Source organism: Pseudomonas sp. Pseusp21, assembly GCF_059492145.1.
This window is the reverse complement of sequence record NZ_CP168520.1, coordinates 2,131,902-2,156,169: the sequence shown is the minus strand read 5'-3', so window position 1 is coordinate 2,156,169 and position 24,268 is coordinate 2,131,902. Positions and strand designations below refer to the sequence as shown.

24 protein-coding genes are annotated in these 24,268 nt (G+C 55.8%); 11 read left to right on the top strand and 13 right to left on the bottom strand.

Annotated elements, in window-relative coordinates:
* Positions 1–108: 108 nt before the first annotated feature.
* Both ACEN93_RS09700 and ACEN93_RS09695 read right to left on the bottom strand, forming a co-directional pair.
* The gene (locus ACEN93_RS09700; protein ID WP_495611550.1) at positions 109–1,161 is read right to left on the bottom strand and encodes a diguanylate cyclase; all 1,053 of its coding nucleotides are present in this window, start codon (positions 1,159–1,161) and stop codon (positions 109–111) included.
* Between the two features lie 146 nt (positions 1,162–1,307).
* Positions 1,308–1,916: a TetR/AcrR family transcriptional regulator gene (locus ACEN93_RS09695; protein WP_495611344.1), complete on the bottom strand. Its 609-nt coding sequence runs from the start codon at positions 1,914–1,916 to the stop codon at positions 1,308–1,310.
* A 215-nt stretch (positions 1,917–2,131) separates the two neighbouring features.
* Between ACEN93_RS09695 and ACEN93_RS09690 the strand changes: the two genes are divergently transcribed.
* Complete coding sequence (locus tag ACEN93_RS09690) at positions 2,132–3,184, top strand: MBL fold metallo-hydrolase (protein WP_495611343.1); 1,053 nt, start codon at positions 2,132–2,134, stop codon at positions 3,182–3,184.
* A gap of 12 nt (positions 3,185–3,196) precedes the next feature.
* On the opposite strand, the gene ACEN93_RS09685 is transcribed toward ACEN93_RS09690, so the two are convergent.
* From ACEN93_RS09685 to ACEN93_RS09670, 4 genes are all read right to left on the bottom strand, one after another.
* Complete coding sequence (locus ACEN93_RS09685) at positions 3,197–3,517, bottom strand: helix-turn-helix domain-containing protein (RefSeq protein WP_039773303.1); 321 nt, start codon at positions 3,515–3,517, stop codon at positions 3,197–3,199.
* A gap of 2 nt (positions 3,518–3,519) precedes the next feature.
* Positions 3,520–3,873, bottom strand: a complete 354-nt coding sequence (locus ACEN93_RS09680; protein ID WP_103386049.1) for a type II toxin-antitoxin system RelE/ParE family toxin — start codon at positions 3,871–3,873, stop codon at positions 3,520–3,522.
* Between the two features lie 42 nt (positions 3,874–3,915).
* Positions 3,916–4,233: a Cas5 family CRISPR-associated protein gene (locus ACEN93_RS09675; protein ID WP_039773300.1), complete on the bottom strand. Its 318-nt coding sequence runs from the start codon at positions 4,231–4,233 to the stop codon at positions 3,916–3,918.
* 93 nt (positions 4,234–4,326) lie between these two features.
* A complete protein-coding gene (locus tag ACEN93_RS09670; protein WP_495611342.1) occupies positions 4,327–5,094 on the bottom strand; it encodes an AraC family transcriptional regulator in 768 nt (255 codons plus the stop codon).
* A 112-nt stretch (positions 5,095–5,206) separates the two neighbouring features.
* Here ACEN93_RS09670 and ACEN93_RS09665 point away from each other — a divergent pair, with 112 nt between their 5' ends.
* From ACEN93_RS09665 to ACEN93_RS09655, 3 genes are all read left to right on the top strand, one after another.
* Positions 5,207–6,022, top strand: coding sequence for a sulfite exporter TauE/SafE family protein (locus ACEN93_RS09665; protein ID WP_495611341.1), 816 nt, complete (start codon positions 5,207–5,209; stop codon positions 6,020–6,022).
* A gap of 55 nt (positions 6,023–6,077) precedes the next feature.
* Positions 6,078–6,797: a DUF6933 domain-containing protein gene (locus ACEN93_RS09660; RefSeq protein WP_134334292.1), complete on the top strand. Its 720-nt coding sequence runs from the start codon at positions 6,078–6,080 to the stop codon at positions 6,795–6,797.
* An 86-nt stretch (positions 6,798–6,883) separates the two neighbouring features.
* Complete coding sequence (locus ACEN93_RS09655; protein WP_495611340.1) at positions 6,884–8,032, top strand: hypothetical protein; 1,149 nt, start codon at positions 6,884–6,886, stop codon at positions 8,030–8,032.
* Between the two features lie 3 nt (positions 8,033–8,035).
* Here the strand turns inward: ACEN93_RS09655 and ACEN93_RS09650 are convergent, their stop codons facing one another.
* The 7 genes from ACEN93_RS09650 to ACEN93_RS09620 form a co-directional block, all read right to left on the bottom strand.
* Positions 8,036–9,022 carry a hypothetical protein gene (locus ACEN93_RS09650; protein WP_495611339.1) on the bottom strand — a complete coding sequence of 329 codons (987 nt, stop codon included), beginning with the start codon at positions 9,020–9,022 and terminating at the stop codon, positions 8,036–8,038.
* 90 nt (positions 9,023–9,112) lie between these two features.
* A complete protein-coding gene (locus ACEN93_RS09645; protein WP_495611338.1) occupies positions 9,113–9,826 on the bottom strand; it encodes an HNH endonuclease in 714 nt (237 codons plus the stop codon).
* Between the two features lie 113 nt (positions 9,827–9,939).
* The gene (locus ACEN93_RS09640; protein ID WP_495611337.1) at positions 9,940–10,473 is read right to left on the bottom strand and encodes a BRO-N domain-containing protein; all 534 of its coding nucleotides are present in this window, start codon (positions 10,471–10,473) and stop codon (positions 9,940–9,942) included.
* 435 nt (positions 10,474–10,908) lie between these two features.
* A complete protein-coding gene (locus ACEN93_RS09635) occupies positions 10,909–13,422 on the bottom strand; it encodes a MinD/ParA family ATP-binding protein (RefSeq protein ID WP_495611336.1) in 2,514 nt (837 codons plus the stop codon).
* A 9-nt stretch (positions 13,423–13,431) separates the two neighbouring features.
* Entirely contained in the window at positions 13,432–13,854 is a 423-nt protein-coding gene (locus tag ACEN93_RS09630; protein WP_495611335.1) for a hypothetical protein, read from the bottom strand.
* 42 nt (positions 13,855–13,896) lie between these two features.
* The gene (locus ACEN93_RS09625) at positions 13,897–15,147 is read right to left on the bottom strand and encodes a ribonucleotide-diphosphate reductase subunit beta (RefSeq protein WP_039772059.1); all 1,251 of its coding nucleotides are present in this window, start codon (positions 15,145–15,147) and stop codon (positions 13,897–13,899) included.
* A gap of 555 nt (positions 15,148–15,702) precedes the next feature.
* Entirely contained in the window at positions 15,703–15,963 is a 261-nt protein-coding gene (locus ACEN93_RS09620) for a DUF2790 domain-containing protein (protein ID WP_007912695.1), read from the bottom strand.
* 451 nt (positions 15,964–16,414) lie between these two features.
* Here ACEN93_RS09620 and acs point away from each other — a divergent pair, with 451 nt between their 5' ends.
* From acs to argR, 7 genes are all read left to right on the top strand, one after another.
* Positions 16,415–18,370, top strand: a complete 1,956-nt coding sequence (gene acs, locus ACEN93_RS09615; RefSeq protein ID WP_007951065.1) for an acetate--CoA ligase — start codon at positions 16,415–16,417, stop codon at positions 18,368–18,370.
* 634 nt (positions 18,371–19,004) lie between these two features.
* Complete coding sequence (locus tag ACEN93_RS09610) at positions 19,005–19,778, top strand: ABC transporter substrate-binding protein (protein ID WP_011335541.1); 774 nt, start codon at positions 19,005–19,007, stop codon at positions 19,776–19,778.
* Positions 19,779–19,869: 91 nt separating this feature from the next.
* The gene (locus tag ACEN93_RS09605; protein WP_007951063.1) at positions 19,870–20,559 is read left to right on the top strand and encodes an ABC transporter permease; all 690 of its coding nucleotides are present in this window, start codon (positions 19,870–19,872) and stop codon (positions 20,557–20,559) included.
* Positions 20,556–21,254, top strand: a complete 699-nt coding sequence (locus tag ACEN93_RS09600) for an ABC transporter permease (protein ID WP_039772064.1) — start codon at positions 20,556–20,558, stop codon at positions 21,252–21,254. Before ACEN93_RS09605 ends, ACEN93_RS09600 begins: the two co-directional genes overlap by 4 nt.
* Position 21,255: 1 nt before the next feature.
* Complete coding sequence (locus ACEN93_RS09595) at positions 21,256–22,368, top strand: succinylglutamate desuccinylase/aspartoacylase family protein (protein WP_039772066.1); 1,113 nt, start codon at positions 21,256–21,258, stop codon at positions 22,366–22,368.
* Positions 22,369–22,391: 23 nt separating this feature from the next.
* Entirely contained in the window at positions 22,392–23,156 is a 765-nt protein-coding gene (locus tag ACEN93_RS09590) for an ABC transporter ATP-binding protein (RefSeq protein WP_003227281.1), read from the top strand.
* Between the two features lie 111 nt (positions 23,157–23,267).
* The gene (argR, locus tag ACEN93_RS09585) at positions 23,268–24,248 is read left to right on the top strand and encodes a transcriptional regulator ArgR (RefSeq protein WP_011335538.1); all 981 of its coding nucleotides are present in this window, start codon (positions 23,268–23,270) and stop codon (positions 24,246–24,248) included.
* Positions 24,249–24,268 lie beyond the last annotated feature (20 nt).

Genomic DNA, 24,268 nt, shown 5'->3' with positions numbered 1-24,268 from the left:
TCGATGGCTGGAAGCAGTGTGCCAGCATCCCGGCTGGCGGATTAACTTATACAAAACTTTATAAACTTGTACAAGAAATCGATTTTTCTCAATTTTGTACAAGTTTTTTCAGGCGGGTGATCGGCTCAACGCTACGCTGATTGTGTTACGTCCCGTGTGCTTGGCCGTGTACAGCGCCTTGTCGGAATCTTCGAACCACTCAAGGGCATCGACGTACGAGGTTTGATAGCGAGCAAGCCCGATACTCAGGCTGACTCGCAGCTCGGGGACGTCGGGATGGCGGTATTGATCCATTCCCTGACGCAGGTGCTTCATCAGCGCTTCGGCCTTGCTCAGGGGCAGGTTGGGCAGGATCACGCAGAATTCGTCGCCGCCGTAGCGTCCGGCCAGCTCGCTTCCGTCGAGCACGAACTTCAGCTCGTGACTCAATTGCCGCAGCACCGCATCGCCGACGATGTGTCCGTAACTGTCGTTGATCGACTTGAAATGATCGATGTCGATCAGCGCCAGAATCGCTTGGGAATTGTGCTGGCGGCACTGCTGGAACTTGAGATGCAGCAGGTCTTTCCAGGCGCCGTGGTTGAGCAGGCCGGTCAGGCTGTCGGTGCGGCTCAGGGCGCTCAGAGTGCGTTTGTGTTCGGCGAGTTTGATCGCCAACCGGTAGCAAACCATTCCCAAAGCCAGCGGATAAAGCGTCAGCATCGGCAGGCAGGCCCAGACTTGAGTCTGCGTGGCCGTCAGAGTGAACTTGACCCCGAACATTGACCAGCCCAGCAGCACGCCGATCACCTGGGCGAGCGCGCCGAGCCAGAACAGGCGCACGCCACCGGCGGCCACGTTGTTCATGGTCATCATCGACAGAATGGTCACGGTGGTCAGTGGGTTGAACTGGAAACAGGCGGTCCAGAAACCGCCAAACACCGAGTCATAGAGCAGGTTGCGGCGTTCGGCGCGATAGGGAAAGGCCGAGCGGGTCGACCATTGATAGGCCACATGCGGCCAGAGAAAGCCATTAAACAGCAACAAGGTCCAGAGCCAGGACGGCATGTTCAACGGATACACCGCGGCGCCCACACTGAAGAAGCCGATGCCCAGCCCGATGGCTCGCGGCAGGTAAATGCGTCTGGCGAATGACAAGCCTTTGCCGCGTTGGTTTTCCATGGTGTTCTGCGCCAGATTCATTCTGAAACACTTTGCAGTGTAATTCTTCAGCGTGACCGTTCATCGGCCAATGGCAGGCATTGTCATTTATTCCAGCGGGAAAATTCAGTGTCCTTGTGAGCCATTTACTGTGGCGCAGGCCTGATCTAGAGCTGATAGCAGGCCAGGAACATGTCGATTGCAGAATCGACCACGGCATTTTGCATCGTGCTCTCGAGCGAGGGCTGGCCCAGGGAGATCTGCGGCCAGAAGGCAAAGGTTTTCAGCAGCCCCTGCACTTGATGGGCGGCGAACTCTGGATCGACCGGTTTCAATCGACCATCCACCTGGGCGGCACGAATCCACACGGTCACGCTTTCCTCACGTTCGCCCATGCGCGCCACCATGTTCTGCGCGCGTTCCGGCGAGTGGATCGCAGCCGCGATGGCGACACGGGCCAGATTCATGAAGTTGTCGTCCGCCATCATTTGCAACTTGGCCAACAGCATCGTTCGCAACTGATCCCGCAAGGGCTGATCGGCCTGATACGACACGGCCTGCTCGGTGCTGATCCGTGCCCACAACTGGTTGAGAATTTCGGCGAAAAGCTCTTCCTTGCTGGGGAAATGGTTGTACACCGTACGCTTTGATACCCCGGCCGTGGCCGCGATCTTGTCCATGCTGGTGACCTCAAACCCGTTGGTACGGAATTCGGCGATCGCGGCCTGGATGATGGCTTCTCGTTTACGGTCGGTGAGGCGCGTTGGAGCTGTCATAAATTGGATTCGGCAGGAAAAAGGAGAGAATTACACTCGGCAGTTTACTTGGCATCCGGTTTGATGCAACCTAGAAACTACACCGATCAGTGTAATGTTGCCTTAATCGGTGCACCCTAAAACCAGATGTCCGGCTGATGCGTGCGTGCCTTGGCCATTTATCGTCCCACCGTGGAAAGCCGTGAATTGCGCGGTGTTTCCGGAGTCATTCAGTCATGGCCAAATCCATTGCTTCTGCGGGCAGTCAAACCCCTGAACCTTCGCGTCAGGCCGAAGGTGTATTCCGCAATCACGCGCCGGTGCAGCGCGAAGGTTTGCGCAAGATGCTGCGGATCATGTGGAACATGATCTTCCACAAACCACGCAACACTCGGCCGGCGGCAGCCATTCCGGTGCAGCCACTGACCCGCGCCGACCTGATCGCCGCTCCCAACCAGAGTGTCTACCGCCTCGGCCACTCGACCTTGCTGTTGAAGCTGCAAGACAAGTTCTGGATCACCGACCCGGTGTTTGCCGAGCGCGCCTCGCCTGTGCAATGGGCCGGGCCGAAACGTTTTCACCAGCCACCAATCAGCATCGATGAATTGCCGCCGATCGAAGCGGTGATCCTGTCGCACAACCACTACGACCACCTGGACTACGAAGCGGTGTTGAAACTGGCCGACAAGGTCAACGTGTTCCTGACCCCGCTAGGCGTCGGCGACACGCTGGTCAAATGGGGCATCGATGCCAGCAAGATCCGCCAGTTCGACTGGTGGCAGGGCACCGAAGTCGCCGGCATCCGCTTCATCGCCACCCCGTCGCAGCACTTCTCCGGTCGTGGCCTGTTCGATGGCAACCAGACCCTGTGGGCTTCGTGGGTGATCATCGATGGCGACACGCGGATTTTCTTCAGTGGTGACAGCGGTTATTTCGACGGCTTTAAACGCATTGGGGAACAGTACGGCCCGTTCGACGTGACCCTGATGGAAACCGGCGCCTACAACGTCGAATGGCCCCACGTGCACATGCAGCCGGAAGAGACCCTGCAAGCCCACATCGACCTCAAGGGCCGCTGGCTGTTCCCGATCCACAACGGCACGTTCGACCTGGCGATGCATGCCTGGCATGAGCCGTTCGACCGCATTCTTGCGCTGGCCTGGGAACGCAGTGTGTCCATCACCACGCCGAAAATGGGCGAGGTGTTTAACCTGGCACAACCGCAACGAGGTAATGCATGGTGGTTGGCGGTTGAAGGGGAGAATGAGGCAGTGGTTCAAAGGGCGTAGTGGAGCTTCGCGTTATGCGAACACCACCTCAATTCGGCCCTCTTTGCGAGAGCGGGGGGCCGGTTTGACCACAATCTGCACATCTCGGCCGAGGTGGGAAAGGCATTCCATCATCTTGGCCTCACTGATGCCGCGGAATTTTCCTCTCAGCATTTCGGATAGCTTGGGTTGTGATAACCCCAAGATTTCAGAAGCTTGAGATTGAGTGAGATGACGCGCTTTGATGATTTCACCGATCTTTGCGGCGAGTTGAGACTTGACCTGCATTTCACTGGCGTCGGGCAAGCCGAGGTCTTGATAGACGTTGCCGCTGCCTTCTTCGATTTCAATCATTTCTAAGTTCCTTTCGCGTGGTCCTGAGCGGCTTGAAGTCTCTTTCGGATCAGATCGACATCGCACTGCGCGGTTTTTATACCGGTGGTCGACTTTTTCTGAAAACAATGCAGGACGTAAATTGCATTGCCAAAACGGACCGTGTAAACGGCGCGGTAGGTATTCGTATCAAAGTCCTCAATCAACTCGAGGACACCCGCGCCTCCAAACCCCTTCAGAGGTTTTGCATCTGGATGTCTGAGACCGCTTTGGGCCAAATCCAGTGCGTAACCAAAAACATCCTGTACATCAGTGGGCATCTGCTTGAGATCTTTCTTGCTACTGCTAACCCACAGGAGTGGCTTCCTTGTACTCATGCGAAAAATATACCTATATTGGGATAATCTCAATCAATTGGTTCAGTCAGCCATCGCATAATCTCCATGACTCGCTGATTCCGGCATCGCACTTCTGACATTTCCCCCACGCCCCGGCGCAAACCCCGGAAAGAACACCAACCCCTGCGCCTCGAACCGATAGGTCAACGCCAGCCGCACCTCATCCGCCACGTCCTGCTGCGCTTCGAACCGCTGAATGTCCTCTACTGAAACCTTGGCCTCCCGCGACAACTGTTCAATGCTCCAGCCCAACATCCCGCGGGCCTGGGCGCAGTGGGTCGGGGTGAACTGGAAAAGGGCGATACGTTCGAGGATGAGGTTCATCGCTGAAGAGGCCATGGTGTGCTCCGGGCTCGAGAGTGCTGATGGAAAATGTACTGTGTTTTTGTACAGTTGTTTTCGGCCGGGATCAAACGCATTTTTTGATTTGCCCTAGTTCGCCGCCTTCAACCAGACGGACGGTGCCTGACCGAGGACCCGGCGGAACATCGTCGAGAACGCCGCCGGGCTGTCATAGCCGAAATCCAGGGCAATCCGCGTCACTGCTTCACCCGCCGCCAGCCGTGCCAGTGCCAATACCACGCAGGCGCGCTGGCGCCATTGACTGAAACTCAGGCCGGTCTGCTGACGAAACAGTCTGTTGAAGGTGCGTAAGCTTACGTGCAGCTGATCGGCCCAATGCTGGGGTGATTGGTGAGCATTCGGCTGATGCAGAAAGGTCTGACACAATTCGAGCAGTCTTCCGTCAGACGGCAGCGGGATATGCAACGGAAGCGGTGCACTGCGCACCAATTCATGCAGCAACAAGTCGATCAGCACGCCGTCACGCCCGGTCAGGTCATAGGCCAACGGCAGCTCCACTGCTTCCATCAGCAAGTGCCGCATCAGCGACGACACGCTGATCACCTGACAACGCTCACCCAGATCCACCGCCCCCGGCTCGATATACAAACTGCGCGTGCTGACCCCCAGCATCAACACCTCATGCGCCACCCCCGGCGGAACCCAAACCGCCCGCTGCGGCGGCACCACCCAGTTGCCGTCATGCGTGCTGACGTGCATCACCCCGGTCGCGCCGTACAACAATTGCGCCCGTCGATGCGTATGACGTGGCAACAGATAGCCGTGGGAATAATCCGTACCGATCGCCACCACCGGGCGTGGCGTGTCATCCAGCAGATTGATCGAAACATTGCGCATCGAGCGGCACCCGGCAGTTGGCGTAAACGCGAACATTATTGGCTGACTTGCTGAAGCAGGCCAAGCACCGACGCTCTATCGTCGACCGCTCCCCAACCACGGACGACGCGCCATGTTCTACCTCTTGCTGACACTCTTCGGCTGCCTGACCGGCGTCACCGCCGTGCTCTTCGGCTTCGGCGGCGGCTTCGTCGTCGTGCCACTGCTGTACCGCATGCTCACCGCAAGCCACGGCGCCGACGACCCGATCAGCCAATCCGCCATGCACATCGCCGTCGCCACCTCGACCTGCGTGATGATCGTCAACGCCCTGGTCGCCACCGGCAAACATCGCCGTGCCGGCAACCTCATCCGTGATTACCTGTGGCCCTTGGGCGGGTTCATCGGGTTGGGCGCGGTCGTCGGCGCAATCGCAGCGGTGTGGGTCAGCGGCGAAGTCATTCGCTATGCCTTCATCGCCTACCTCGGCGTGACGATTGTCGATTGCCTGCTGCGACGCGGATTTCTTACGCAGTCCGAAGGCGCCATCCCACGGCGATTGGGAACACTGGAAACTTCTGGCGGCGGTGTAGGCATCGGCGCCATCGCAACCTTCCTTGGTGTAGGAGGAAGCGTCATGACCGTGCCGTTGTTGCGGCGTTGCGGGTTGAGCATGTCGCAGGCGACTTCGATGGCCAATCCATTGAGCGTGCCTGTGGCATTGGCGGGGACGCTGACTTACATGTTGTTGGCGGGGTTCAGCGAGACAGAAATCGGGCCATGGTTTGTCGGGTATGTGGATCTGCTGGCGTTTGCGGTGCTGACGCTCGGATCGTTGCTGGGGATTCGACTGGCCACGCCGTGGATCGGGCGGATACCTGATCGGGTGCATGCTTGGGTTTATATTGGATTGTTGGTTATTGTGATGTTGGGAATGTCGATGAAGTAATCGTCTACCGACAGACCCATAATCCATCGTCCCCAGTATTTATCAGAGATCAAGGATGCTGATCTTCAACTGCACCGAAGCTGCCAGCAAGTTCTTCAGTCGCGTCCATCAGGGCAAAAAGATCACCCCGGTGGATTTCGCCCCGCCGTCATCAACCATCGAAGATGATGAGATGGGCAGTGGTGTCGAACAGTGGCTGGTGCATGCGATCACCGTGCAACGAAAGCATGTGCTGTTCGCCATGCATATCAAGACTCGCTATTGCATGGTTTTCGCCGACATGAAAAAGGCGGATCTGGATGCATTTGTGGGGCAATTCGCTGATCGCTGGTTCAACGGTGTAATGCTTCATGCAACCCATCACGGGCTCTCCGAGTGGATTGATATCGAACCGTTGATTGAGCGATTCCAGTGGATGTGTCGACCGCAGCAGTTCTATCGCCGCAGCCATCGCAGCGCACAAAAACACATCGATGAAATTGCCTGGGTCTTCCAGGACAAGGCCGCAGGGGCCGGTTGTTTACCGCCTGATGAAGTCGCAGCCATGGTGTTCGACGCGCAGATGAACGACACCCCGAGAAACAGCAAGGGCGCCAAGGGTTACTACTACCCGGATGAGGAGATGACCGTTCATTGGCTTCGTCGTTATTGCGCGCTGGATGAGGACGAAGTTCAAGCGGCCAAGGACCGGCGCAAGCAAGTTTATCGGGAGATCGCAGCAGTCGAGCGCGCAGCCTGGCTGGAAGAATACAACCGACGAAACTCGATTACTTAAGCCACCCCCGCCATAATCCGCCCCGCATTCACTAGCGCCGGCATCAATGTCCCGGCGCGACCTCCGACTCATTCAGGGATCGATCCATGCTCAAGGGACTGTTGCGCCTGGCGCCATACACCGCCGTGCTGTTTTCACTGCTTTCCAACGCTCAGGCTGACGACGGCAGACGTGTGTTCACCGGCACGCTGGGCAAGACGCCGATTGTGGTTGAGCTCAATACACAGCAGCCGGATGAAGTGACCGGTCGTTACTTCTACGAGAAGTATCACCGCGATTTGGCCCTCAGCGGCGCGTTGCAGGACAGCACGCTGACGTTGGTCGAGGGCAACAATCGCTACGGCGAGGACAAACCGCTGCCAACCCTCAAACTGAAATCCACCGCCAATGGTTGGCAGGGCGAATGGCAAAACCCGAAGGGCAAAAAGCTGCCGGTACAACTAGTCGAGGCCAAACTACCCGCGCCGACTGCGACGACGTTGCCCTTCATTGCCACATTGCCGAAAGAAGATCCCTACGAGTATTTGCGCTTACAGGGGCTCAAGCTCAAACCGGGGAAGAAAGACAACTTCATGGGCTACGACCTGCAATGGTGGGCGGAGCCGGAGTCGAAAATCTCTTTCTTCAGCATTGAGTCCGGTTATCCCAAACAGGAGCAACAGCGGATCAACGAGCAATTGTTGGGACGGCTCTGGAAAGAGGTCATCAGTTATCACGCCTGCATGCTGCAAGGTGGTGAGAATGCCGAGCAATGGCAAAGCGTCGCGCCCACGTTTCTGTCGTCCGATATCGTCAGCCTGAACATCAACACCGGTTACGACTGTGGCGGCGCGCATCCGGATGTCGGCAACTCCCCGATCAATCTCAATGTTCATACTGGGCAAGCGATAAAGCTGGAAGACGTTTTGGCAGTGGGTGGGCGTGAAGGTACTTCGACTGGAACAAGCGAAGGCGAACAGAGGGAGGAGTTTGCGCGGTGGCTTATAAAGCAGTTCACCTCGCTGTATCCCGACGAAATGAAGAAGCCCGCCGAAGGTGATGAAGACAGCTGCGACTACAACGATGAAAACGTCTGGGGCGTTTTCGATTGGTACTTCACCGCCAAGGGCATCTACCTGGGGCCGTACTTCCCTCGCGTACAACGTGGTTGCGATGAACCCGAGTGGTCGATCCTGCCGTACTCAGTCGTCAAACAACACCCCGGCGCCGTCCAACTGCAACTGCCCAAGGGCTAACCATCACGCCAGACCCGGCGCTTCACGAATGATGAAGTGATCCAGGTTCTCGATATTGGCATTGAAGACCTCGAAAGGCCTTTCGGGGTTCTTCTTCCCCGGCACCTGCTTCAACTCCGGCGTCACACCATAGAAGAAGCAGAACAACTCCTTATCACTGTCGATCGCGTGCTTGATCTCTTCCAGAAACGCCTTGCGCTTGCGGTAGTTGTCGATCAGCTTCTTGTTGAGATAGACACTGACCGGATAAGGCTTCTTCTTGCTGTCATCCGGCTTCTTGAACCAGACCTTGTCCTCGAAATCGATCCGGAAACTGGCGCTGTGAAAGTCCTCGATCTTCTTGATCCGACCCCAATAAATCAGCCCCTTGTTGTCCATCAAATACTCGATCTTCTTGAAGAACGAACTGTACGGCGCCGTATGCTCGCCAATCTTCAACAGCATGCGCTTGAGCAAATCCTTGTCCGCGAAGTTCGACACAAAACACTCCACGGGGTGAGCGAAGACACTGGTCTTGTCCGGCGCCGTCTCACGACTCGGCGATTCTTTTGAGGGGGAGGTCGCCACCCGCACCGGATCATCCCGCAATACATCCGCGGCCCCCGCTGGCGCGGCAGGCTTGCGCACATACTCACGGCGCGTCAGCAACAACTCCGACGGAAAATGCTCCTCCCGCCCGTCATCCGATTCCCCATCCGCCGCCTCAACCCCCGACGCCGACGTCTTCAAACTCACATACGGACAACCCGCCACATGCTGCGTACCGGGCAGATTCTTGAAGTGCGGTGTGCGCACGTAATTCACGTTCTTGGCGTTGAACGTACCCAACTCGTTGGAAGCTTCGAACGCCGAACGACAGGCGTCGTTGGGGCACTGGAAATGCTCCTTCGCAGAATCGAACGCCACCGTCTCATCAAAATTGAGATCGCGAACGTCATAGATCGACAGCTTGTCGTCGAGGCTGAGGCAGTAGGCGAGGTCGAATTTCATGGTGGGGCTCGGGTCCTTGAGTGGGGGGGATTAATAGCGAGAGGCGGGTTGGATTTCTTCCCTCACCACATCCTCTATTGGGCAGAGAATTTACTGTCGCTTCAACCGTTTCACTTTTTTATAGAGTGAATCAGTGAACTCCACTCGGTCGCTCGAGTGGTGGCAGCGCCGATGGCAATTCGGACAGAGCGCAACAGTATTGTTTTTGAGATCCTTACCCTGCTGTGCCAGGTGCTTAACGTGATGAACCTCAAGGTACGGTTTTCCATCCATTTCGAATGGACCAGGTTGATCACAGGCCTCACAAATACCTTTAGCGTTTTCTAGAATCCAGCCTTTGATTTTTGAGTTTCGAACGAAGTACCGGGTAACTGTCACCCCTTGTTGTGGGGGCGAGTCATCTTCTGGAGCGTCTACGAAATTCTGTGCTTTAGCTGGCTTAACGTGTCGACTCCGAACGCCACCCTCGTTAGCAAGCAGCTCGGTGCTCTGAGTCAAAAGACCTTTGGCTTGTAAAATTTTTGTCAGGCGCGCGGCTATTCCCGAGCCAATGTTCACTTTCGGCTTGTAGTGGACAATTGGCTTCAGCCCCAGCTCATCAAAGAGAGCCGAAATGTTTTGTAGGCGATAGTCGATCGACTTGGTATTGCGACTCGCGAGCACGCCATCCTGCAGAAGCTTGTGCTCCGCAGACTTGTTGAATTTTTCATCGTTTGGATATTTCGCTTGAATCGCGAGATAGGCGTCGACCGATGCTCCCAATTCGTCATTGGTCCAGCCTTTTTGTTCCTTTTTCGTATCCATACAGTCGCCGAGGGTTGTTAACCCTCGGACGATACTGAGTGGCCATTACAGCTGTCTACGAAAATTCCTACAGAAAATCGCGACGGATCTCGCATAGCCCTACAACCATGGCTCTAACTCATCGAGTGTTTCGAAGACTGGAATACTTGCGTGAATCTCCGCCACCACGGTTTCGCCGCCCTAGCTCGCCCTTGGCTCTGATCGTTCAGCAGGTAAGGCATATCTCGCAGCCGAATCCAGCTTTCATCTCGCCAATGCAGCAAGCTCAGCGACATCTCCGGCCAATCCAACAAACTCAACATCGGTCGATCCGTGTTCTCGGACGGCTCCGCGTCGCGCAAGGCTGGCACAACCTGATTGGTTAGCCAGTCACGTAGCGGCCGGTTTCCTGGGACGTAGTGATATACCAACAGCGCATACACACCAGATTCGCTAAGCATCAGCTGTTTTTCGGGTTGTCGGTAATAGTCGATCCACAGGACGCGGTGCTGATCTTTATCTAGCTTGTTGACCATGCGATCGCATAGGTGGACCCCCATCAGGCGGCCGATATCGCGGGCACAGAACCACGGTTGGTTTTCAAGGAGGAGGGCGTGAAGGGCAAGGTTGTGACGATTGAAAACTGTGGGTGTGATGACTTCAGACATGATCGACCTCCTTGTGTGGAGGCGTAAATGCAGCAGTAAAGCTGTAGGTGATTTCCTTCACTGAGAAGAGAAAAATCTTAGGCATATCCATTACCTCTACTTGATAGCTTCTTAGGGCTAAGGCGCCGGGAGTTAAGAAACCCCAAGTAGAAGGCCGGACATATTTCCCTTACGGGTCTTGTATTAGCCCACTCCCGACATAGCAGAGGTGTTTTGCGCCCACAAGAAATCCGTAGGCACAAAAAAGCCGCATCTTTCGGGAACGGTCAGGCCGCTACTTGAGGCGTTTCTTAGGCGCCGGAGTAAAGAGGATATTAAATAGACTTGGATCGGTCAAGTTATCTATTGAGAATGTCTGAAGGTTTTTTATTTTGGTGGTGTCTTAGAGCTAATTTCCAGGTGGAGCTGTGTGGGAGTTCCACCTGGTGGGATCTCTTAGCTAATTTCTGAGGTCAGTTTTGTACCTCGAACATATTTCATGCCGAGAGAGCTTTTGAATAATCTTCCAACTCGCCATTGCTCGGAAAATCCAGGTCTAAGCTCAAACATGCCTATGTCTTTCATTATGTTCATTGACTCCCTGACTAAAGACGTCTCAATGCGAGTCTTTTCATGAAGCAGTCGAACACATACTTCTACGTTGAAAGGTGTTGATAGTCCGTTGAAGCCTTCCGTAAATTTTTGAATATCTACTTCAGGGTCTAGCATGTACTTGAGTTCTGCAGATACTTCGCTGAGATAATACTCAGAAGCTGCCTGATGTGCCTGTGAGATTAGCTTTTGGCCAAGTCGATGGCTTTCAAGTATTTCGCTTTCCTTTACTCGGACTTTTTCGCGATCCGTTAAGAACTCTAAAAAACGATCATAAAGTCTTGGCGAGTAGGTTGAGTCCACAGTATCGGAAAAATATGTCCGCAGGAAAGTGATTGTTTGAATATTGCTTGCTCTCAGTTTTAATGGAAAAAACTCCATTAACAGCGGTTCATACTCATCCGCAGTAATACTCCCGCTTTTTAGCCGATCTTCGTGGAGCTTAAGTTTTTCGCATGCCTCCGGGAAGCGTGTTTTAAACCAGCTTTTCTGATTTATTCTAAGAAGAACAAAGTTGAATATAGACTGCTCATCCCATACGAGGTTTATGGTTCGCCCGTCTAATTGCTGTTCTATATTTTCTATCGCGTTCTTTGCTAAATCGCTACGGATAAATAAGCGGGTCGTAATTTTTTGAGATAAAAATGAGTCAGATTGTATTGTCAGTAAGAAACTGAATAGTGACTCAATGTTCTTTTTTATCTCGTTCGATGGAAAAGCAGTTTCAATGCCGTCAATTAAAAATGTAAAATGGTCGGTTTGGTGGTTTGGGTCGTTTAATAGTATTTTTATGTCTTGAAAAGTTATTTCTTTATCTATGTTTTTTGTGATTGATTCTTCCATGGTGAGTGTTTGAGTGGTTGCGTAGTTTGATTCAATTGCTGCGTGAAGTAACGCGCACCAAATGGATTGCGGAGACCCTCTGCGACGATCTACTAGGGTTTTGAAACAGGCAGCAGCAGAGCCAATGCCTCCATCGTGATTGTAATCTGCTGCAGTTAGAATCGGACGCCCCAGTCCGCGAGCGTGTAATTCTCGTACGAGCCTCGTTTTACCAGTTCCCTTTCGACCCAAAATGTAATTAATAGGGGAGTTTGGTGAAAGCAGGCGTTTCAAAAAATCTGCTTCTAGATATATTCCAGGGTCTGTCGAACCGCTGCTGGTTAATGGCTGATCTATGGGGGGGATCTCTGATTTGCTCAGGTGTGGAGGCTCATTGGAGAGGCCAAGAACGGAGGAGATTTCCCTAATCGCAGAAAGGTTTTCAGGATTTAATTTTCTTATGTCAGGGATGGTTCCACTAACAAGCGATTTATTGTGAAACCAATCAATCCAATAACTGTCAATGGCATCTTCCACGTCCGCGCGAAAGCCCTCCGGGAATTGCATCAGGAGTTCTTCTTGGATCTTAAGTGCTTCTTGGCTTAAGCCGGTTCTTTTAAATTCCGGGTCAAGAGAGAAGCTTACATAAAGTCCGGGGGGGCCGCTATTTAGATTGAATAGTGATTTAAAGATTCGAGCTCCAGATAGAGACTGAGTGTCTCTTCGAGCAAACGAAATGACGGGGCCGGGAAGGCTTAGTGCGAGAGGGATAACGGAACCAGAGATTCCCGTGCGATGGTCTATAAAAACAAAATCGTATCCAAAGCTCTCTGCAAAGTCGCCAATTCTTGTAAGCCCATTCTTTAAGATTACGGGGTCTAAAGATGTGTGCAATGAGAAAGTGGAGAAATCAATATCAAATGTTTCGTTGTCAGGTCGACAAGCAATGAGGTCAATTTTTCCATTTTTTTGTGTATATGCGTTTGCTGTGCTTACTTCTGTCCTGAAATGACAAATTCCCAGCAAGGTCTCAGAAAGTCTTGTAGTTTTGGTTTGAAAAATTTTATCGAGAGAAGGTGCTTCAATATCTGCATCTATGATGAGTATTTTATAGCCTTGATCTGCAAGAAATTTTGAAAGAACACCAAGAACGGTAGAGCGAGCTTGACCTCCTTTGTAACCATAAAAATGCAAGGTTTTGAAGCTTCTTGCAGCATTAATGTTTTCTTGTTTTGCGCCAGATAGTACTTCAATCCAGTGATGCCTTTTATTTTCTTCATCAAGGAATGAATAATCAGTGCCGCGCTCTTCTGGCGTGACTAAGCACAATTGGATACTGCTGTTGTGTTCAAGTTCAATGAAGTCCTGAGGAGTAATGTTAACTCGTTCGGAAAATAGCTCTATTCTTTGGTCGTTTTCAGTGTTGCTATATCGCTCATCAACATTGATTATGTAAAGATTGGGGTGGAGATATTTAACAGAGAACTCGACTCCGCTCTCGTTAAGCTTAGCAATAAGTTCGTGAGTAGTAATCATCGTGGCTCTCTAGAAATTTTTCTTTAGAAAGGCTTGAATTTGTTTTGCGTCATTTAGTAGAGCAAATATTTCATCTTCGGCTTGGCTGGGTGATGGCCAATCTGAGTTATGTCTAAAATATCTTATGAAGGGGTATGATTCGCTCGGAGCAGGCCGAGATCCACCATATTTGTCTTGGACGTAGATTGCTTGCAGGGAATTTCTAAGTTGGCGAGAGAATGTAGTAAGCTGAATTTGATGTTTCGGTTTTACTGAGCAGGCATTTTTCAACATTGCAGGAATATCATGATTTCCTGAGATACTTAGAATTCTTTTTAGTATGAGTTCCACCGTAACTAATGTGCAGTAAGTAACGGCTAAGAGGGTTTTTTGATTTTTCCCTGTAGCTGTTTTGCCTAATTCATAAAATGAATATTCATTATATAAAAACATAGCCGTCCTCAAAAAAAGCGGCCCATAGGCCGCTTGTTTTTATCAATCCCAGCTCAACGCCCCACCAGTCTGATACTCAATAACCCGAGTCTCAAAGAAATTCTTCTCTTTCTTCAAGTCCATAATCTCGCTCATCCAAGGGAAGGGGTTAGTAGTCCCTGGATATTCTTCTTTAAGGCCGATCTGCGACAAACGACGGTTAGCGATGAACTTCAGGTAGTCCTCCATCATCGCTGCGTTCATGCCCAGTACGCCGCGAGGCATGGTGTCGCGGGCGTATTCGATTTCCAGCTGGGTGCCCTGCAGGATCATCTGCGAAGCTTCTTCCTTCATTTCGGCGTCCCACAGGTGTGGGTTTTCGATTTTGATCTGGTTGATCACGTCGATGCCGAAGTTCAGGTGCATGGATTCGTCGCGCAGGATGTACTGGAACTGCTCGGCGACGCCGGTCATTTTGTTGCGGCGGCCCATGGAGAGGATCTGGGTGAAGCCGCAGTAGAAGAAGATGCCTTCCAGAACGCAGTAGTAGGCGATCAGGTTGCGCAGCAGTTCCTTGTCGGTCTCTACGGTGCCGGTGTTGAATTCCGGGTCGGAGATGGCGCGGGTGTATTTCAGGCCCCAGGCGGCTTTTTTCGCGACCGACGGGATCTCGTGGTACATGTTGAAGATCTCGCCTTCATCCATGCCCAGCGATTCGATGCAGTACTGGTAGGCGTGGGTGTGGATCGCCTCTTCGAATGCCTGGCGCAGGATGTACTGGCGGCATTCCGGGTTGGTGATCAGGCGGTACACGGCCAGGGCCAGGTTGTTGGCAACCAGGGAGTCGGCGGTGGAGAAGAAGCCGAGGTTGCGCATCACGATGCGGCGCTCGTCGTCGGTCAGGCCTTCCGGGTTTTTCCAGAGGGCGATGTCGGCGGTCATGTTGACTTCTTGCGGCATCCAGTGGTTTGCGCAGCCGTCCAGGTATTTCTGCCAGGCCCAGTCGTACTTGAATGGCACGAGCTGGTTGAGGTCGGCGCGGCAGTTGATCATGCGCTTTTCGTCAACGGCGACACGGGCGGCGGAGCCTTCGAGTTCGGCGAGGCCTTCGGCGACGTCGAGGGAATCCAGTGCAGCCTTGGCGCGGGCCACGGCGGCCGAGTCTTCGGCGGTCACGGCGCGGGCTTCGAGGGCGGCGGCACCGCCGGCGGTGTCGAGGCGGTCCATGTTGGCTTCGCTAGCGTGGCCGGCGTTGGCGCCTTTCACTGCTGCTACTTCACTGTCTTCTTTGTCGAATTCGTCCCAGCTCAGCATGACGTGTTGTCTCCTGCGTGAGGGCCTGTGCCCGTGTGAAAACTGATTGGTTGGTTTTTCACACGGCCGTACAAGCCGCGTTGGATGTCGTTTTTTGCAGCGGTGCTACGCAGGCAATAAACAGAAAATTTTTACGGGTTTCCGAGAGCCTCTGACGGGCGCAGGCCAGCGTTGTCGCTGCTGCGGGGCTTCAGAATGGCTTTGATCCCTGTAAGGGAATATTGCTGACCCGATTAGGGCGGCATTATAGGGAAAAAAACACGGGCGTGGGGGAGGGCGAAACAGCGCAGGGCGGTCGAGCGCGCGGGTGATTTCGATCGGAGCGAGGGTTTACAGGGCTTTCGCCGGGATTGGCCCCGGAGAATTTTTTTTCATTAATTTTTTGGCGTGTGATTGATTGCTCAAAAAACGAGCAAAAATCCGCGTTTTTCACTATATCTTGTGTTTTGCAACCCTTTTGCGCCGCTTCAAACACAACTGAGCCCGACCGAAGCCGGGCTGGAATCGACCCTCGATGTTGCGCTGAGTGATCCGATTCGGTGCAGTCTCAACGCATCAATTGGTGCAGCCGTTACCCATGATGCTGTAACGCAGGATGTGACGCTGACCCTTGGAGTCGTCGTACTCCATTTTTGCCGGAACAACTTCGCAGACATTCGGAACTTCGCTCATCGATACAACTTTGGCGATGTCCAGGTGAGTGGAGTAAGTGTATTCCTCGATAACCGGTTGTTGCTGTGCGACATCAGTCGGAACCTCGTCTGCCATGGCGGTTGCGCACAGACTGCTGAGGGCCAGAACCAATAAAGCTTTCATTTGAAATTTACCTTCTTGAGGTCGAGTGGGGGCACGCAACCTTTTTGGGGTTGCGTGTGGAACTTCATCGTTTTGCTTTGTTACTTCAGAACTGGATTAACGGCCTTCGTGGGGGCTGTAACCTTGTTAATCGCTTTGCCTTGTCGGCGAGGTGAATTTTAGGGAGGCGGGGCAGGGGTAAACAGACCCGGTTTTGATAAACACCTTTGGCAGATTTGGTAACAATCCTTGGATGCGGTGTTACCGGCGCTGCGGCTTTCCCGGGAAACCGGGTCGTCTGAATCGCTGGCAGGCCAGCTCCCACGAGGGTTGCGGGGTTTGTTTCAGGGGGGCTGTGGCATTTCTGGATGTTTTGTAGGGGCTTGTTACTACCATCGTCGAATGGTTCTATACGGGCGCCCCGGCTACAACAGGGTCATACAAAAACAACTATTACACCGAGGTAGGAAAGATGAGTGCGGCTTCCCTGTATCCCGTTCGTCCCGAGGTTCTGGCCAATACGCTGACCGACGAGGCGACCTACAAAGCCATGTACCAACAGTCGGTCGTCAACCCTGACGGCTTCTGGCGCGAACAAGCCAAGCGCCTCGACTGGATCAAGCCTTTCACCACGGTGAAACAGACTTCCTTCGACGATCACCATGTCGACATCAAGTGGTTTGCCGACGGCACCCTGAACGTTTCCTACAACTGCCTCGACCGTCATCTGGCCGAGCGCGGCGATCAGGTCGCCATCATCTGGGAAGGCGACGATCCTTCCGAAAGCCGCAACATCACCTACCGCGAACTGCACGAACAAGTGTGCAAACTCGCCAACGCCCTGCGTGGCCAGGACGTGCACCGCGGCGACGTGGTGACCATTTATATGCCGATGATCCCCGAAGCCGTGGTCGCCATGCTGGCCTGCACCCGGATCGGCGCGATTCACTCGGTGGTGTTCGGCGGTTTCTCGCCGGAAGCCCTGGCCGGTCGCATCATCGACTGCCGCTCGAAAGTGGTAATTACCGCTGATGAAGGTATCCGTGCCGGCAAGAAGATTTCCCTCAAGGCCAACGTCGACGACGCGCTGACCAACCCGGAAACCAGCAGCATCCAGAAAGTCATCGTGTGCAAGCGCACCGGCGGCGACATCAAGTGGAACCAGCATCGCGACATCTGGTACGAAGACCTGATGAAAGTGGCGGGCACTGTCTGCGCGCCGAAAGAGATGGGTGCCGAAGAAGCGCTGTTCATCCTTTATACCTCCGGCTCCACCGGCAAGCCGAAGGGCGTGCAGCACACCACCGGCGGTTATCTGCTGTACGCGGCCATGACTCACGAGCGCGTGTTCGACTACCGTCCGGGCGAAATCTACTGGTGCACCGCCGACGTCGGCTGGGTCACCGGTCACAGCTACATCGTTTACGGCCCGCTGGCCAACGGCGCGACCACGCTGCTGTTCGAAGGCGTGCCGAACTACCCGGACATCACCCGGGTGGCGAAGATCGTCGACAAGCACAAGGTCAACATCCTCTACACCGCGCCGACCGCGATCCGCGCGATGATGGCCTCCGGCACCGCCGCCGTTGAAGGCGCGGACGGCAGCAGCCTGCGTCTGCTGGGTTCGGTGGGCGAGCCGATCAACCCGGAAGCCTGGGACTGGTATTACAAGAACGTCGGCAAGTCCCGCTGCCCGATCGTCGATACCTGGTGGCAGACCGAAACCGGCGGCAACATGATGAGCCCGCTGCCGGGCGCTCACGCGCTGAAGCCGGGTTCGGCGGCACGTCCGTTCTTCGGCGTGGTGCCGGCGCTGGTGGACAACCTCGGCAACATCATCGAGGGCGAGGCCGAAGGCAATCTGGTGATTCTCGATTCGTGGCCAGGCCAGGCACGCACCCTGTACGGCGACCACGACCGTTTCGTCGACACCTACTTCAAGACCTTCCGTGGCATGTACTTCACCGGTGACGGCGCCCGTCGCGATGCCGACGGTTACTACTGGATCACCGGTCGCGTGGACGACGTGCTCAACGTGTCCGGCCACCGCATGGGCACTGCCGAGATCGAAAGTGCGATGGTTGCTCACCCGAAAGTCGCCGAAGCGGCGGTGGTCGGTGTGCCGCACGACATCAAGGGTCAGGGCATTTATGTCTACGTCACCCTGAAAAATGGCGAAGAGCCGAGCGAGCAGCTGCGCCTGGAGCTGAAAAACTGGGTGCGCAAGGAGATCGGGCCGATTGCTTCGCCGGACGTGATCCAGTGGGCGCCGGGGCTGCCGAAGACCCGTTCGGGCAAGATCATGCGCCGCATCCTGCGCAAGATCGCCACGGCTGAATACGAAGGGTTGGGCGACATCTCTACCCTGGCCGATCCGGGTGTGGTGCAGCATCTGATCGATACGCACAAGACCATGAATGTCGCGTAAGCGGCGGGTCTGAAGACTGAAAAGCCCCGTCCGGCATCGCGCCGGGCGGGGCTTTTTCATTTGTGGCGTGATCGTTCCCACGTCGAGGCGTCGAACGATCAGTTAGGAGGGGGGGGGCAGGGCGTGGGTGATCAGCAACCAATAATTATCGAATTGCTCCGTCAGCCCATTCCCACTGTTACCCGTCCGCCTTCAAGTAACCGAATGTGTAACCGCCCGCTCCGCAACGGGGCATCCGGAAACGCATCGCCCCGTTTTAGAGCCTCAAAACACCCGGTGAAAAATAAGACACAACCCCGCGCTTGCCGGATTAGAAGGGTTTGCGAATAATAGGCCCGCAATTTGCAGCATAGATCGGTTCACTGTCTTTCGCTCTTGCATGAAATTGCAGGGCTGTCAATGTGCTCAAGCGGGTTTCTCGGTGCATCTGTAATTAGTTGTCGCATTGAAGAAATATCGGCTTCGGGCCTGTCGTTAGAATGCCGATCACTCGCTCGTCGTGGCTTGCGTTGAAGCCGTCGCGGTTTTGACTGGAACTGTCCCACGCACGCAGCAACCGATTTCGTTACACCCATTCGCATATTGGGCTGTCGCTCACTCTGCCGTTTTTGCCCTTTACCGATGGAGTCCCAAGATGAAGAAACTTGTGCTGCTTGGCGCCCTGGCACTGTCCGTGCTGTCCCTGCCGACATTCGCCGATGAAAAGCCTCTGAAAATCGGTATCGAAGCGGCTTACCCTCCATTCGCCTCCAAAGCGCCGGACGGCAGCATCGTCGGTTTCGACTACGACATCGGCAACGCGCTGTGCGAAGAGATGAAGGTCAAGTGCCAGTGGGTCGAGCAAGAGTTCGACGGTCTGATCCCGGCACTGAAAGTGCGCAAGATCGACGCGATCCTGTCGTCCATGTCGATCACTGACGATCGCAAGAAGTCCGTGGACTTCACCAACAAGTACTACAACACCCCGGCCCGCCTCGTGATGAAGGAAGGCACTCAGGTCAGCGAAGGTCTGGCAGAGCTGAAAGGCAAGAACATTGGCGTGCAGCGTGGTTCGATCCACGAGCGTTTCGCCCGCGAAGTCCTGGCCCCGTTGGGTGCCGAGATCAAGCCGTACGGCTCGCAGAACGAAATCTACCTCGACGTGGCCGCCGGCCGCCTCGACGGCACCGTGGCGGACGCTACGCTGTTGAATGACGGCTTCCTGAAAACCGACGCCGGCAAAGGCTTCGCGTTCGTCGGCCCGGCGTTCACCGACGTCAAATACTTCGGCGACGGCGTTGGTATCGCGGTACGCAAGGGCGACGCCCTGAAAGACAAGATCAACACCGCCATCGCGGCCATCCGCGAGAACGGCAAGTACAAGGCAATCCAGGACAAGTACTTCGACTTCGACATTTACGGCAAGTAAAGACGTCGCTCGACCCGTCCGAAATGGCGCAAGCAACAGGATCTCTGCGGTTTGCGCCATTTTTTCATCCCAACTTTCGAGGACCTGAATCATGTTGAAAGGCTACGGGGCTGTCATCCTCGATGGCGCTTGGCTGACGCTTCAGCTCGCCTTGTCGTCCATGGCCCTGGCCATCGTTCTCGGGCTGATCGGCGTCGCGTTGCGCCTGTCGCCGGTGCGCTGGCTGGCGTGGCTGGGCGATCTGTATTCCACGGTGATTCGCGGGATTCCCGACCTGGTGCTGATCCTGCTGATCTTCTACGGCGGTCAGGACCTGCTCAACCGCGTCGCACCGATGCTCGGCTATGACGACTACATCGACCTGAACCCGCTGGCCGCCGGTATCGGCACCCTTGGTTTCATCTTCGGTGCGTACCTGTCGGAAACTTTCCGCGGCGCATTCATGGCGATCCCCAAAGGTCAGGCCGAAGCCGGCATGGCGTACGGCATGAGCAGCTTCCAGGTGTTCTTCCGGGTGCTGGTGCCGCAGATGATTCGTCTGGCGATTCCGGGCTTCACCAACAACTGGCTGGTATTGACCAAGGCCACCGCGCTGATTTCCGTGGTCGGTCTGCAGGACATGATGTTCAAGGCCAAGCAGGCGGCCGACGCCACCCGCGAGCCTTTCACCTTCTTCCTCGCAGTGGCGGCGATGTACCTGGTGATCACCAGTGTCTCGTTGCTGGCGCTGCGTCACCTTGAGAAGCGCTACTCGGTAGGCGTAAGGGCGGCTGATCTATGATCTTCGACTACAACGTCATTTGGGAGGCTCTGCCGCTGTACTTCGGCGGTCTGGTCACCACCCTCAAGTTGCTCGCGCTGTCGCTGTTCTTCGGTCTGCTCGCGGCCCTGCCGCTGGGCCTGATGCGCGTATCCAAGAACGCTGTGGTCAATGGCGCAGCCTGGCTCTACACCTACGTGATTCGCGGCACGCCGATGCTGGTTCAACTGTTCCTGATCTACTACGGTCTGGCTCAGTTCGAAGCGGTGCGTGAAAGCTTTCTCTGGCCGTGGCTGTCCAGCGCAACGTTCTGTGCGTGCCTGGCGTTCGCGATCAACACCAGCGCCTACACCGCCGAAATCATTGCGGGCAGCCTGAAGGCCACGCCGAACGGCGAGATCGAAGCGGCCAAGGCCATGGGCATGTCGCGCTTCAAGATGTACAAGCGCATCCTGCTGCCATCGGCCCTGCGCCGGGCGCTGCCGCAGTACAGCAACGAAGTGATCATGATGCTGCAGACCACCAGTCTGGCGTCCATCGTGACCCTGATCGACATCACCGGCGCGGCCCGTACCGTCAACGCGCAGTTCTACCTGCCGTTCGAGGCGTACATCACCGCCGGCGTGTTCTACCTGTGCCTGACCTTCATTCTGGTGCGCCTGTTCAAGCTGGCCGAGCGTCGCTGGCTGAGCTACCTGGCCCCGAGGAAGCACTGATATGGAACGCATCGACCACGTTCTACCGTGGAGCCACCTGGGCAGCGAGCGCCGGATTTCGGTTTTTCGCTTCGGCAGCGGCGAGCGCAAGGCCTACATCCAGGCCAGCCTCCACGCTGACGAACTGCCCGGCATGCGCACCGCCTGGGAACTGAAAAAACGCCTCGGCGAACTCGAAGCCAAGGGCCTGCTCAACGGCATCATCGAACTGGTGCCGGTGGCCAACCCGCTGGGTCTCGGCCAGTTGCTGCAAGGCAATCATCAGGGCCGTTTCGAGGCCGGCAGCGGCAAGAATTTCAACCGTGATTTCGTCGAGCTCAGCGCGCCAGTGGCCGCCAGGCTGGAAGGACAGCTCGGTGATGATCCGCACGCCAACATCCGTCTGATCCGTCAGGCGATGGCCGATCACCTGGCCGCACTGCCTGAGGCGAGCAGCCAGCTGCAAGGCATGCAGCGCATCCTGCTGCAACACGCCGCCACCGCCGATGTGGTGCTGGATCTGCATTGCGACTGCGAAGCCGCGCTGCACATGTACGCCTTGCCGCAGCACTGGCCGCAGTGGCGTTCGCTCGCCGCACATCTGGATGTGAAGGTCGGTTTGCTGGCGGAAGACTCCGGCGGCAGCTCGTTCGACGAGGCTTGCTCGCTGCCGTGGCTGCGTCTGTCGCGCCTGTTCCCGGACGCGCAGATTCCACTGGCGTGCCTGGCGACCACCGTTGAACTCGGCGGTCAGGCTGACACCACGCCGGCGCAGGCCGAAGCCTGGGCTGAAGGCATTCTGGCGTTCCTCGCCGAGCAGGGCCTGATCCATGGCGAGTGGCCGAGCGCGGCGCACGAGCCGTGCGAAGGCATGCCGTTCGAGGGCACTGAATTGCTTCTTCCGCCGCATCCCGGCGTGGTGAGTTTTCTGCGCAAGCCCGGCGAGTGGGTTGAAGCCGGTGACAAGATTTTCGAAGTGATCGATCCGCTGTCGGATCGGGTCAGCACGGTGTGTGCTGGTACGTCCGGGGTGCTGTTTGCCATTGAGCGGCTGCGTTACGCCCAACCCGGTTTCTGGCTGGCCAAAGTGGCGGGGCGCGATGCGCTGCGCGACGGCCCTTTGCTCAACGACTGACTGTTTTTGTGAGAACCGACCGCATGTACAAACTTGAAGTCCAAGACCTGCATAAACGCTATGGCAGTCACGAAGTGCTCAAGGGCGTTTCCCTGAAAGCGGCCGCCGGCGATGTGATCAGCATCATCGGCTCCAGTGGCTCCGGCAAAAGTACCTTCCTGCGCTGCATCAACCTGCTCGAGCAGCCGCACGCGGGCAAGATCCTGCTCAACAACGAAGAGCTGAAACTGGTGGCGAACAAGGACGGCGCGCTGAAAGCCGCTGATCCGAAACAGCTGCAACGCATGCGTTCGCGCCTGTCGATGGTGTTCCAGCACTTCAACCTGTGGTCGCACATGACCGCGCTGGAAAACATCATGGAAGCGCCGGTTCACGTGCTGGGCGTGTCCAAGGCCGAAGCCCGCGAGAAAGCCGAGCACTACCTGAACAAGGTCGGCGTGGCCCATCGTAAGGACGCGTTCCCGGGGCACATGTCCGGTGGCGAACAGCAGCGTGTGGCAATCGCCCGTGCGCTGGCGATGGAACCGGAAGTGATGCTGTTCGACGAACCGACTTCGGCCCTCGACCCGGAACTGGTCGGCGACGTGCTGAAAGTCATGCAGGCCCTCGCTCAGGAAGGCCGGACCATGGTGGTGGTGACCCACGAAATGGGCTTCGCCCGTGAAGTGTCGAACCAGCTGGTGTTCCTGCACAAAGGCGTCGTCGAAGAAAGCGGCAACCCGCGTGAAGTGCTGGTCAATCCGCAATCGGAACGTTTGCAACAATTCCTCTCGGGCAGCCTCAAGTAATCGCTCCCGTTATGCACCAGATTAGGTCATGCTGCGCAGCGCGCCAGATGGTCTAATTTGGTTGCAGCCGATTTCGGTTTTTCCCTCTGTTTACGTTTCGGATCGCCCGCCATGACTGCCCATCGAATTGGTTTCCTGATTTGGCCCAGCACTAAAGCTCTGACTTTGGCGCTGGCAGAGGAGGCCTTGCGTGTTGCCCAGCGTGTGCATCCGGACGTGGTTTACGAGTTGTCGTTCCTGCAGGCCGAAGCACCGGCCGAAGGTGAATGGCAACTGCCCGGCGAACCTTGGGCGGGCAAGCTCGAAAACTTCCAGAAACTGTTCCTGCTCGCCGATGAACCACCGACCACTTTGGCGCCGGCACTCAGCAGCGCGCTCAAGCAACTGGTGCGCGCCGGTTGTGTGATCGGCGGTCTGTCGGCCGGTGTGTATCCGCTGGCGCAACTCGGTCTGCTCGACGGTTACCGCGCCGCCGTGCACTGGCGCTGGCAGGACGATTTCGCCGAGCGATTCCCGAAAGTCATCGCCACCAGCCATCTGTTCGACTGGGATCGCGATCGTCTGACGGCGTGCGGCGGCATGTCGGTACTCGATTTGCTGCTCGCTGTTTTGGCCCGTGATCACGGGGCGGAACTGGCCGGTGCGGTATCCGAAGAACTGGTGGTCGAGCGCATCCGCGAAGGTGGCGAGCGTCAGCGCATTCCATTGCAGAACCGTCTCGGCTCCAGCCATCCGAAGCTCACCCAGGCGGTGCTGCTGATGGAAGCCAACATCGAAGAGCCGCTGACCACCGACGAAATCGCCCAGCATGTGTGCGTGTCCCGTCGCCAGCTGGAGCGGATCTTCAAGCAATACCTCAACCGCGTGCCGAGCCAGTACTACCTGGAACTGCGCCTGAACAAGGCCCGGCAGATGTTGATGCAGACCAGCAAGTCGATCATCCAGATCGGCCTGTCGTGCGGTTTCTCCTCGGGGCCGCATTTCTCCAGCGCCTACCGCAACTTCTTCGGCGCCACGCCACGGGAAGACCGCAACCAGCGGCGCAGCAGCAGTCCTTTCGAATTGTCCTCGGTGCCACCCGAGCGCGGATGACCCGCAAGACCAACGCCATG